The organism is Planktosalinus lacus (assembly GCF_014640155.1).
GTDB lineage: Bacteria > Bacteroidota > Bacteroidia > Flavobacteriales > Flavobacteriaceae > Planktosalinus > Planktosalinus lacus.
The window spans coordinates 291,636-303,016 of sequence record NZ_BMGK01000004.1; the positions used below are offsets into that span (position 1 = coordinate 291,636).

The 11,381-nt window shown below is 37.3% G+C and carries 14 protein-coding genes; 11 read left to right on the plus strand and 3 right to left on the minus strand.

Features of this window, described 5'->3' with window-relative positions:
- The first annotated feature begins 10 nt into the window (after nt 1–10).
- From IEV69_RS06670 to IEV69_RS06695, 7 genes are all read left to right on the plus strand, one after another.
- On the plus strand, nt 11–418 hold the full coding sequence (locus IEV69_RS06670; RefSeq protein WP_188440748.1) for a YybH family protein: 408 nt from the start codon (nt 11–13) through the stop codon (nt 416–418).
- 1 nt (nt 419) lies between these two features.
- On the plus strand, nt 420–785 hold the full coding sequence (locus tag IEV69_RS06675) for a BlaI/MecI/CopY family transcriptional regulator (RefSeq protein WP_188440750.1): 366 nt from the start codon (nt 420–422) through the stop codon (nt 783–785).
- A complete protein-coding gene (locus tag IEV69_RS06680; protein ID WP_188440752.1) occupies nt 782–2,080 on the plus strand; it encodes a M56 family metallopeptidase in 1,299 nt (432 codons plus the stop codon). Before IEV69_RS06675 ends, IEV69_RS06680 begins: the two co-directional genes overlap by 4 nt.
- 1 nt (nt 2,081) lies before the next feature.
- Nucleotides 2,082–3,215: a tetratricopeptide repeat protein gene (locus tag IEV69_RS06685; protein ID WP_188440754.1), complete on the plus strand. Its 1,134-nt coding sequence runs from the start codon at nt 2,082–2,084 to the stop codon at nt 3,213–3,215.
- A gap of 71 nt (nt 3,216–3,286) precedes the next feature.
- Entirely contained in the window at nt 3,287–3,673 is a 387-nt protein-coding gene (locus IEV69_RS13880) for a sterol desaturase family protein (RefSeq protein WP_229741378.1), read from the plus strand.
- 14 nt (nt 3,674–3,687) lie between these two features.
- Entirely contained in the window at nt 3,688–3,921 is a 234-nt protein-coding gene (locus tag IEV69_RS13885) for a sterol desaturase family protein (RefSeq protein WP_229741381.1), read from the plus strand.
- A 62-nt stretch (nt 3,922–3,983) separates the two neighbouring features.
- Nucleotides 3,984–4,469 (plus strand): hypothetical protein, encoded by a 486-nt coding sequence (locus IEV69_RS06695; RefSeq protein ID WP_188440756.1) that lies wholly within the window; start codon nt 3,984–3,986, stop codon nt 4,467–4,469.
- Here the strand turns inward: IEV69_RS06695 and IEV69_RS06700 are convergent.
- The 3 genes from IEV69_RS06700 to IEV69_RS06710 are packed head-to-tail and all read right to left on the minus strand — an operon-like array spanning nt 4,466 to nt 7,457.
- The gene (locus IEV69_RS06700; RefSeq protein WP_188440758.1) at nt 4,466–5,329 is read right to left on the minus strand and encodes a hypothetical protein; all 864 of its coding nucleotides are present in this window, start codon (nt 5,327–5,329) and stop codon (nt 4,466–4,468) included. The two genes, IEV69_RS06695 and IEV69_RS06700, sit on opposite strands and share 4 nt — an antisense overlap.
- A 44-nt stretch (nt 5,330–5,373) precedes the next feature.
- Nucleotides 5,374–6,501: a glycosyltransferase family 2 protein gene (locus IEV69_RS06705; RefSeq protein WP_188440760.1), complete on the minus strand. Its 1,128-nt coding sequence runs from the start codon at nt 6,499–6,501 to the stop codon at nt 5,374–5,376.
- A complete protein-coding gene (locus tag IEV69_RS06710; protein WP_188440762.1) occupies nt 6,498–7,457 on the minus strand; it encodes a hypothetical protein in 960 nt (319 codons plus the stop codon). The genes IEV69_RS06705 and IEV69_RS06710 overlap by 4 nt, the downstream gene beginning before the upstream one ends.
- 26 nt (nt 7,458–7,483) lie before the next feature.
- On the opposite strand from IEV69_RS06710, the gene ruvC reads away from it, so the two are divergent.
- The 4 genes from ruvC (at nt 7,484) to IEV69_RS06730 (ending at nt 11,158) form a co-directional block, all read left to right on the plus strand.
- Entirely contained in the window at nt 7,484–8,038 is a 555-nt protein-coding gene (ruvC, locus tag IEV69_RS06715) for a crossover junction endodeoxyribonuclease RuvC (RefSeq protein WP_188440764.1), read from the plus strand.
- 255 nt (nt 8,039–8,293) lie between these two features.
- On the plus strand, nt 8,294–9,421 hold the full coding sequence (hemW, locus tag IEV69_RS06720; protein WP_188440807.1) for a radical SAM family heme chaperone HemW: 1,128 nt from the start codon (nt 8,294–8,296) through the stop codon (nt 9,419–9,421).
- Nucleotides 9,422–9,649: 228 nt separating this feature from the next.
- The gene (locus tag IEV69_RS06725) at nt 9,650–10,267 is read left to right on the plus strand and encodes a hypothetical protein (RefSeq protein WP_188440766.1); all 618 of its coding nucleotides are present in this window, start codon (nt 9,650–9,652) and stop codon (nt 10,265–10,267) included.
- Nucleotides 10,268–10,402: 135 nt separating this feature from the next.
- Nucleotides 10,403–11,158: a cyclase family protein gene (locus IEV69_RS06730; RefSeq protein WP_188440768.1), complete on the plus strand. Its 756-nt coding sequence runs from the start codon at nt 10,403–10,405 to the stop codon at nt 11,156–11,158.
- Nucleotides 11,159–11,381 lie beyond the last annotated feature (223 nt).

The window sequence follows — 11,381 nt, forward strand, 5'->3', positions numbered from 1 at the left end:
GAGTAAAACCATGTGCATAGTATCCTTTTTTATGGCGACACTTTGTGTTTCACAAACAATTCAAGATGAAATATTAGAGGTGAATCGCACCATGGAAAAAGCATATAATAAAGGAGAATTGGCAAGAATTGCAGAACATTATACCCGCGATGGTATAATAGTTGGCAATAGCACAGAAATTAAAGGCCGGGAAGCCATTACAGCATATTGGGAAAACCTTCAGGGCAGGCATATCAAATGGGAACTTGAAAATGTTGAGATTATCGATTATGGAAGTACTGTTATCCAGCGAGGCATCTCAAGACTACAATTTTATCACGAAAACAAAGCCTTTCAATCTGATGTTCGTTTTACCCTGGTTTGGGTAAAAGAAGACAATGAATGGAAAATAAAAATAGATCACTATTCAAGAATTTAAAATGAAGCAACTCACCAAAGCAGAAGAAGAAGTCATGCAAATCCTCTGGGACTTGCAAGAAGGAAATGTCGCCGCCATTGTTGATGAATTTCCGGAGCCCAAACCGGCATACAATACGGTTTCCACTATTGTGCGCATCCTGGAAAGCAAAGGTTTTGTCAACTACCGAAAAGAAGGCCGTGGCCATATATACTTCCCGGCAATCGAAAAGGAAACCTACAGCAATCAATCTATCAACAAACTGATGGAAAACTATTTCCAGGGTTCGTTTAAAAGTATGGTTTCGTTTTTTGTAAAAAACAACGAAGTTTCCACCAAAGAGCTAGAAGAAATTTTAGAACAAATCAACAAAAACCCGGAAAAATGACAACATATATCTTACAAACCATCGCATTCCAACTGGTGTTTTTGATACTTTATGAAGTGTTATTGAAAAAAGAAACCTTTTTTCAATGGAACCGTGTCTATTTATTAGGCACTCCCATCATAGCCTTATTATTACCCTTCATTAAAATCGAGGCATTACAAACTGCCGTCCCTCAAAATTTAATAGTGTCTTTACCTGAAATAACCATAGGAACCGCAATCAATGCAATACACAACAACCCGCTAGTTACAAGTGCTGCACCATCCACTATTGAAATCATTTTACTCACAGGGATTGTGATTAGCACCCTGCTTTTCGTCTGGAAACTCTTTAAAATCAGACAGCTGAAGCGAAAGGGAAAACAAGAAACCTTAGAAAACACCACAATTGTTCATGTACCAAACAGCACCGACGCATTTTCATTTGCAGGCACCATCTTTTTAGGTGAAAGCCTAAACCAAAAAAACAAAAAGTACATCCTGGCGCACGAACGAGTTCATGTAAAACAAAAGCATTATGTAGACCTGCTTTATTTTGAACTACTGCGCATTGTCTTTTGGTTCAATCCACTGGTGTATCTCTATCAAAAGCGTATTGCAACCGTACATGAATACATTGCAGATGCTGAAGTGCTTTCACAAACAGAAAAAACATCCTATTATCAAAACCTACTCTCGGAAGTATTTCAAACGCACACCGTTTCATTTATAAATACTTTTTTTAATCCTTCATTAATCAAAAAACGAATCGTTATGTTACACAAAACAAAATCAAGGAAAATCCAGCTTTTTAAGTTTGCTTTATTGTTACCACTACTAACGCTATTTGTCGCAATTTCATCTTGTGAACAAAGTCAAACAGATAATTCACAAAATGATGGCCTTCAAACAATTGTAGAAATTGAACAGGTAGAAGATGGAAAAGACTATCCTTTAGATGTACCCTTTGCTATCATAGATCAAGCACCCATCTATCCGGGTTGTGAAAATTTGTCTACCAATGAAGAACTTAAAGAATGTTTCTCTGATAAAATTACAAAACTCATTTCTGAAAACTTTGATACAAGTGTAGCAAAAGACTCAGGATTGAATGGAAAGCAGCGGATTTCAGTGCAATTTACAATCAATCAAGAGGGTGAATTAAGCAATGTTGTAGCGCGTGCGCCCTATGAGCCGTTTGTACAGGAAGCAATTAGGGTAATGAACTTAATACCACTTTTGACTCCTGGAAAACACGAAGATAAGTCAGTTTCGGTATTGTATTCAGTACCAATTATATTTGAAATTCCTAAATAAAATGAAAAGATTGTGGTTTTATTTACTATTTATTTCATTAGTATCGCAAGCCCAAGAGCACAAAAACCTTGCTGACAGCTATTTTTCATTGGGTAATTATAGCAAAGCCATTCAGCACCTCAAACAAACACCCGAAAGCAAAGAGCAACAACACAAACTTGCCAAAAGCTATGAGCAAACCGGGAATTTAAAAAGCGCCTTAGCCCATTATGAAAAGCTTTTTGACAGGTATCCCGAAGACATTTTTCTGGCGTATGAGTATTCCAAACTGCTTCGAAAAACAGCAAAAAACAAGCAAGCTGAGGAGATTCTAAACACATTAATAGCCACAGACTCCTTAAATCCCAACTTCCCTTATCAAATGGGTTTACTGAAAGAGCAGCAAAGCGATAGCTTAGCGATTGAATATTTTGAAAAAGCATACCGGTTAGACCCAAACCATCTGCCGGCGGCTGTTAAAGTGGTTACTGACAAAATAAAAAATAAGGTCTTTGAGCAGGCAGATACTATTTTAACACAAACATTAAAAATAGACGACACCCATTTTCAGCTTTCGAACCTAAAAGCCCTCAACCATTTTTATCAAAAGGATTTTCATAAAGCTATTGCAGGGTATAACAAACTTTTAGAATTGAATCGCCCGTCAGAAAATGTGTATCTAAAATTAGGGTTTGCATATGCACAGGTATTAGATTTTGAAAAATCGATTGAGCATTATACCATCGCCATCAACGATTATAATGATAAAAACCCTGAGGCCCATTATGAAATTGCAACTTCTTTTATGGCACTTCATTACTATGAAAAAGCCCAAAGACACCTTGAAATTGCCATGCTTCTCAAAGAGCCGCAATTAGAACAAGAATACACCTCCTTATTTGAACTTTACCACCGTCAAAAAAAATACAAAACAGCATTGGAAATACTGAATGAAGCTTCTAAAAAATATCCCGGGAATGAATTCTTCAGGTATAGAATTGCCACTACTTCAGATAACTTTTTCAATAACAAAAAAACCATTTTAAAACAATATGAAATCTACTTGAAAGCCTTTGGTGAATCAGGAAAATACCGCCTTCTTGCAGCACAACGCATGGCTGATATCAAAAAGGAAATTCATATGGATTCAGAATGATTTTAACAACTTCTTAAAAATTTATTTTTCATTCTTTAGTAACTTTATACAGCCAATTACAAAAGTTGTTAATGGAGAAAAAGAGCAAAAAACGTCGTGACCCTTCAGCCTCAGTGCCTTTGTTTAAAAACCCGGTATTGGAAAAACTAACCCAGACCCACATTGCCGCACCTTTATGCATTTTTACTTTTATAGTAGGCGTGCTTTTTTATTATGGAATAGTAGAAAAAGGATTTGAATTGCCCTTTATGATTTTTTTGTTTGTGTTGGGCTTTTTGGTCTTCACTCTGGTAGAATACCTGATGCACCGCTATCTATATCATATCGAACCTACTACAGAGCGCTCTAAAAAAATGACCTATACAATGCACGGTATACATCACGATTATCCAAAAGATAAAAACGTCTCGCAATGCCACCGGTTCTCAGCCTCATCATATCAACTTTGTTCTTCATAATCTACCGCGCTGTAATGGGCAATTATGTCTTTGGATTTTTATCGGGTTTTTTAATGGGCTACTCTACATATCTCGCCATTCATTACGCCATTCATGTCTTTAAGATGCCGAAAAACTTTTTAAAAATAATTTGGGAACACCATCTTACCCATCATTACCGAGAACCAGATCGCGCTTTTGGGGTTTCTTCACCCTTATGGGATTATATTTTTGGTACCATGCCCAAAAACGAATGGAAGAAATCATAGTTTTTTAAACTGTATCAATAGTTCTCTTAAAAAATTGTAATTTTCGTCCATATTGCAATGGCATGAAAAAAGGGAGCCTTATTCTTTTATTAATCTTAATTTTCAGCTCGTGTGATCGGTTTTTAACTCCAAAAAAAACTTCAGAAGAGTTTTTAGAAGATGAACTAAAAACCATTACCTGGGACGAAGTAGACACCTACCCCCTGTTTTCAAATTGTGACGAAAACGATTCCAAAACAGAACAAAAAACATGTTTTGAAACAACTCTTCACAAACATATACTTGAATTTATTCAAAATGAAGAATTTATTAGCAATGAAACCATTTTCGATACCCTTTTTATTCATTTTGAAATTACAAATACAAGCCAGGTAAATATTATTGAAATCGAAGGGGACTCTTTGACCTTTGCCACTTTTCCAGAACTTCAAAGCCAACTTATTGAAAGCATTAAAACCCTTGAAAGGGTAGCGCCCGCACTTAAAAGAGGAGTACCTGTGAACACTCAGTTTACAGTTCCTTTACTTGTTCAAACAGAAGCTTATTAAAGACTGAATTTATACCCTAAAGTCACATCCATAGAAAACTCATCGTTAGCATCAATTCCGGGAGAAACCAAATCGTTGACACCCAGCGTTAAATAACCATTCCCTAATTTATAATCCATTCCTAAACCTAAACCAAGGGGTGCATTCAGGGATGTGTTTTTCAGATCTTCAAGTCCTTCAGCATTATTTTCGTCAAGTGTACTAAAAGTGAGCGTAAAAAGTTTTGCTTGAGCAAAAACAGCAATTTTTTCGCTGTAAATAAACTTAAATCGATAATTAAGGGCTATTTGTGAAAAAGTCAAGTCATACTCATCGGCTTTAAATGAATGCCTGAATTGCAAAACAATGGAATGTCTTTTTAAAACCACATTATCAGTAATTTCAAATTCCAACCCAGCTAAAGGAGCAAAGACATTTTCAGGATTTGTAGTGGAAGTATTATTTGAAATTCCGGCAAAAACACCCAAACGGGTTTCCAGTTCAAACTGCGTCGTTTTCTCTTCAAAATTAGGGTCAGCAAGTGTATTATATTGGTTGATATAAGCTCTCAAACCAGGTAAGGTTATATTGGTTTTTGAAGGATCCACCGGATGATCTGTAGTTAACTGACGAAGTGTTGCCTTATATTCTTCTTGATACTTACCGTTAATACGCGTATTTTTGAGTTCGATAATTTCATTGCCTTTTTTGGCAAAATAACGGTATTCATTGTCTATAACATTCCAAAGTAAAGTGATGGGGCCTTCCACTTCTGTTTTCAGGGAATAGGTGTTTCCGTTAACAGTGTAGTTTTGCTGAGCAAATGCACCTGCGGTAAACAGAAAAGTACAAAGAATCAATACATTTTTGAAGGTTTTCATAGGGCATAATTTTAGCTAAGGTAAAAAATAATTTGATTTAAAAATCATTTTTTAAACGTCCTTCCTTTCCAGTAGTAATTTCCAAACAAAGCCTTAAGAACTATATACAAAGTCAAAACAGGATATAAAAATGCCATCAATCGTAAGTACAACCAATTAATTTCGCGTTTAAAAAAAGTATTCACCTGATAGACAAAAACCTCATCAACTCCCCATTTCAATAAAATGAGCATTAAAAATACAATCCCGTTTTCTGATTGAAAAAGCAGCCAAAAACCAATAAGAATACTCACATTGGCTACAAGCACAACAATGCCGGTAAATTTACTGAAGAGACTTTTATAGCCCGATGTTTTTGCCGCCCACCGCACCCGTTGTTGTACAACAGCAGACCAGTAGCGTTCTGTTTTGGTGTAAACAACCTGCGCATTATTTTTTAAAAAATGAACCTCACCGGGAAATATGGCCTGCATCTTCTCCAATAAAAACAAATCATCACCACTGGCAATATGGTCATTGCCCTCAAACCCATTTACAGCTTCAAATGCTGACTTTTCATACGCCAGGTGTGCACCGTTACACATCAAAGGCTCCCCCATTCCAAAAGCACCCATGGTCACCCCGGCTAGGGTCATGCTTTCCAAAAGCTGGTAATGACCGATAAAAAAACGGTTTTCAGGAATGGCCAGAACCGGCCCGGCAATTAGTTTTGAGGGGGTGTTTTGAAGAAACGCATCCAGATTTTTAAACAAGTTTTCTGGAAGAATACAATCGGCATCAGTTGTGAAAATCCAATCGTGTGTTGCTTTGGAGACGGCCATTGTGATGGCGTCCTTTTTGGGAGAATAACTTTTTCGTTCGTTTTCCAGGATCTTCCAATTAACCGGTTTGTTTTTTAATATAAATTCCTGAATAATGGCTGCGGAAGCATCTTCAGAGGCATCATTGATAAAAAATATTTCTATGTGTTCATCTGGATATTTCAGTGATAAAAGGGATTGCATCAAAACCGGAAGATTTTCGGCTTCATTGCGAAAGGGAATGACCAAAGTGAAAGTAGTCTTGGGGCTTCCCTTTTGGGCAGTAAACGCTTTCAACTGAAAAAAACCAATTCCGAAAAATCCCATTAAAATCACATACAGCCCAATTGATATAAGGAGAAACCAGATCATTTTGCAACCGGTTTTAAAAGTTTTTTCGTATCAAACGAAAGTACAAACCAAGACCCCACCAAGGCAGGAAGCATCGCGTTCAACAACCACATGATAAAAGCTACTGAAACCACAATTTCTGCTGAAATAGCACTAAAAACTAACACGGCGATCCCTCCTTTTACGGCAAAATCAAAAAGCTGCAACACCGGCAGCAAACTACTCAAAAGATACATCGTAGAAATCAAAGGCAAAACTTCAACCCAGACGACAGGCGTAAACAAGGCAAGCAAAAAGCAAAACTGCAGCGAGAAAAAAACATAACGCGCCACACTGAAACTCAGTATTTTTATTCGGTCGCTTGTCGGAATGCTATTGATAAATTCAGCGATTTTTTTTAAGGAAAATCCTTTAATTTTCATTTTTCCAATTGATATCCACCGCCTTCCTATAAAAAGGAACAACAAGCCCAGAGTAACAATAAAAACATACAAATCAAGCCATTGCGAAAAATTCCATTTTATAAAGAAAAACAAGCCCATAATCCCAAAAACCAAGGTGGCACTCATTTGCGCCATATTGCCCAAAAAGTTTAAAAAAACAACCTTTTTTGCTTGTTTTTTGGCAAAATAGAGTGTTTTTGCACCATATTCACCAATTTTAAAGGGTGTGAAAATCGATGAGGTATGTGCCGTTAAAACGTGTTGGGTGCTTTCGGAAATAGAAATATTTTTCAGTCTTCCTGCCAAAACCTGCCATTTCAAAATTTCAAAAAACCAGTTTAAAAAGGAAAGGAAAAAAAGCAGAGTGATATTTGAAACCTCAAATAATCGGGAAGAAAGCAGGTTTTCCTTAAAACCTCCTCCTGTAAAAACCTCTTGAACGTTTAGCCTCTGGTAAATAAAAGTCAATGCCGCAATTACCACGATTACTTTTAGCAGGACAAACAGATATTGTTTAGATTTGTAGGTACCCATAAGCAGTAACCAAAGTACTATATTTCTTGAACACTGAAAAAATTATATTAGGCATCGACCCCGGAACCACCATAATGGGTTTTGGCATTATAAAAATAGTGCAAAAAAAAATGCAGTTTATACAGCTCAATGAACTCCAACTCAAAAAATATGACGACCATTACGTCAAGTTAAAACTTATTTTTGAACGCACCATTGAGTTAATCGACACCTATCACCCGGATGAAATCGCCATTGAAGCACCTTTTTTTGGGAAAAATGTCCAGTCAATGCTAAAGCTCGGAAGAGCGCAAGGTGTAGCAATGGCTGCCGGACTTTCAAGGCAAATTCCCATTACTGAATATTCCCCAAAGAAAATCAAAATGGCCATCACCGGCAACGGAAATGCCAGTAAAGAACAAGTCGCCAAAATGCTGCAAAGCCTTTTGGAACTGAAAGAACTCCCCAAAAACCTCGACTCCACAGACGGACTCGCAGCAGCCGTGTGCCATTTCTACAATATGGGAAAAACCACCGGTAAAAAAAGCTACACCGGATGGGGGGCTTTTGTGAAGCAGAATGAGGGACGGGTTAAAAAGTAGTTGTCAATGAACATTATTATTTTTTCACAATTGGTTTTAATTTTAAGGCTGGGCTTTTTGTATTACTATGCGAGAGAACTATACCTTACACCTTTTAAAAGAAGAAATAATAAGTTTATTTGGTTTTTTGTAGTACTCATTTTTGGTTTAGTGGGTTATTCATTTTGTATAGCATTCAAAAGAAATTTGGTTAGAAAGAGAAAATTTGCCCCTCAATTCAACAATCATTATCAATAATCCAAAAAATTCAAAGCCATCTCAGGAATTTACATACATATCCCATTCTGCAAGCAAGCTTGTCACTACTGCGACTTTCATTTTTCCACCTCGCTGAAAAAGAAAACAGAACTGGTGGAGGCACTTTGCCGCGAGCTCGTTTTACGAAAAGATGAAATAAAAGGCACCATTGAAACAATCTACTTTGGCGGCGGCACACCCAGTTTGTTAACACGGGAAGAACTCGACCAAATTTTCAAAACAATTTTTGAGCATTATACGGTTGCTGAGCCTGTCGAAGTAACCCTCGAGGCTAATCCCGATGATCTGACCGAAGAAAAAATAAAACAGCTCTCAGATTCGTCCATTAACCGGTTGAGCATCGGCATCCAATCTTTTTTTGAAGAAGATTTAAAGTTGATGAACCGCGCTCACAATGCCGCAGAAGCTGAAGAATGTTTGACATTAGCCACCCGCTATTTTGACAATATTTCCCTGGATTTAATTTATGGCATTCCCGGGTTGTCCAACAAGCGCTGGCAACAAAACATCGAAAAAGCACTATCATTTGGCATTCCGCATATTTCCAGTTATGCCCTTACAGTGGAACCGAAAACCGCATTGGACAGTTTTATCAAAAAAGGCATCGTCCCGCCAATTGACGAAGAACTGGCCGAACAACATTTCCATACCTTGATAGACACGCTTACGCGAAAAGGGTTTGTGCATTACGAACTTTCAAATTTTGGCAAGGAAGGTTATTTCAGTAAAAACAATACCGCATACTGGCAGGGAAAACCCTATCTGGGCATTGGTCCTTCAGCACATTCCTTCGATGGAACTACCCGAAGCTGGAACCTGCGCAACAATTCGTTGTATATTAAATCCATCGAAAAAAACGAGCTCCCCTCAGAAACAGAAACCCTAACTAAAGCTGACCGTTACAACGAATATGTAATGACAGGACTGCGCACGATGTGGGGCGTTTCTGTGAATCGAGTAGAAAAAGAATTTGGTGTTAAATACAAGGAATATCTACTAAAACAAGTACAAAAGTACCTGGAAGAACACCTGCTCTATCTTGACGGTGACAGCTTGCTGGTCACTAAAAAAGGTAAATTTTTGAGTGATGGTATTTCGAGTGATTTGTTTTTTTTAAACTTATAAGTCCTCAAAGCTCATCTTACTATTTTAAAACTATTTAAGTATTCAATTTGAAAAAACATCTTGAAGTAACCATCTACACATAGTTCTATACCAAAGACAAAACTAACCGTTCGAATAGCAAAAGAAGTTAGATAAAGACCATTTAGCCAAGTCATATTTGCACAAGAACGGATTTTAACAATCCAAATATTTTTAAAAATAGTAAACCAAACAATAAAAACGAAAACAATGAAAAGCAAAAAAAGGTACTTTCAATTTTTTTATGTATGTATAATAAGCACTTTAATGGCTTGCAGCAGCGATGATGGAAACTCTGATGGAGATTCAGGCACACAGCTTTATGCAAATTTTGATTTATCAGGAGGTGGCCTTGAGCAAGGGTTTTATGAAGGAGAAAATCCATTGGTAGCTATAAATACAAATCCTGAAGAAGGTGCTACTGTAAATTGGTCAACCACAAGGCCGTCAGATGAAGATCCCTTTTGGAGGTTAGATATTGCCTCAGCTGAAGGAGCTAATTACCCTCTCACTGTTGGAACATATACATTAGGTAATATTGATGATTTTATAGATGGTAATGCTGATTTTTATGTAGCGTTTCAATCTTACGATGTGCCTCCTGAATCATTGCCATATCTCTGGGGTGGATTAGGAGATGTTCAAGGAACCCTTACTGTTACTGAAATTCAAACAGGAGTTCTTGAAAATGGAACTATGGACATCATTAGCGGCACTTTTGAATTTACAGCAAGCGATAATAATATAGATGGGACTATTAACCAACCGCCCTTAGACGATATTATCGTGACAAATGGAGAGTTTCGTGCAAAAATGGGAACTTTTTAAAGTACCTTGTTAGAATAAACTCTTAATAATTTCAATGAAATTTGAAAACAAAAGGCCGTTTAATAACGGTCTTTTTTATTTTGTTTATCATGTCTGATAAAAAAATTATCTTTGGGTAACTTCTAAAGCATATTCATGAAGACCTCTATCCAAATCTACAAAAAAGTATACACCATCGATTTATCAAAACCATTGGATATCTCCATACCCCTAGTCGCAAGCGATAAAAACCCCAACGCCTGGTATATCGGGCAGCCTAAAATAGAACCGGTCGAAGACGACGGCTGGGTAGCCAAAGTGAGTGAAGGGTCTTCTGTTAATTTTAATAATATTTATTTTAATCCCCACGCCCATGGCACTCACACGGAGTGCTATGGCCATATCTCAGAAGAATTTTTTTCAGTGAACAAAGCCCTGAAACAGTTTTTCTTTCTTGCAGAAGTCATCACGGTGGCCCCTGAATCCTTGGGAAAAGAAGACAAAGTCATCTCCAAAAAACAAATCGAAAAAGCTTTAAAAGATAAGACACCACAAGCCCTCGTGATTCGCACCATTCCCAACACACTGGAAAAACGCTTCAAACACTATTCACATTCAAACTGGCCGTATCTGTTGGAAGATGCAGCCTTATATCTTCGTGATATTGGCGTGGAGCACCTGCTTATCGACCTGCCCTCCGTTGACCGTGAAAAAGACGACGGTGATTTACTGGCACATCGTGCTTTCTGGAATTACCCTGACAAACCACGAAAAAACGCCACTATCACCGAATTTATATATGTAAAAAACGACATCAAAGACGGCACTTATTTTTTAAATTTACAAATGGCCTCCTTTGTCAACGACGCCTCACCGAGTAAGCCCGTGCTTTATGAAGTGTTAAGTAACTAGAAGTGATTGTTAAGCTGGAATTTAGCTTTTGGAATTTGGTGCTTGGTACTTGGTACTTGGTACTTGGTGCTTGGTACTTGGTACTTGGTGCTTGGTACTTGGTACTTGGAGCTTGGTGCTTTGTACGTCCCTGATATAGGTTGACCACTTAGAGTCAATTTATATGAAAGCAAATGTAAAATTAATTAGTAAACATCGGAAGTATTCAGAAGAATTAAAAAAG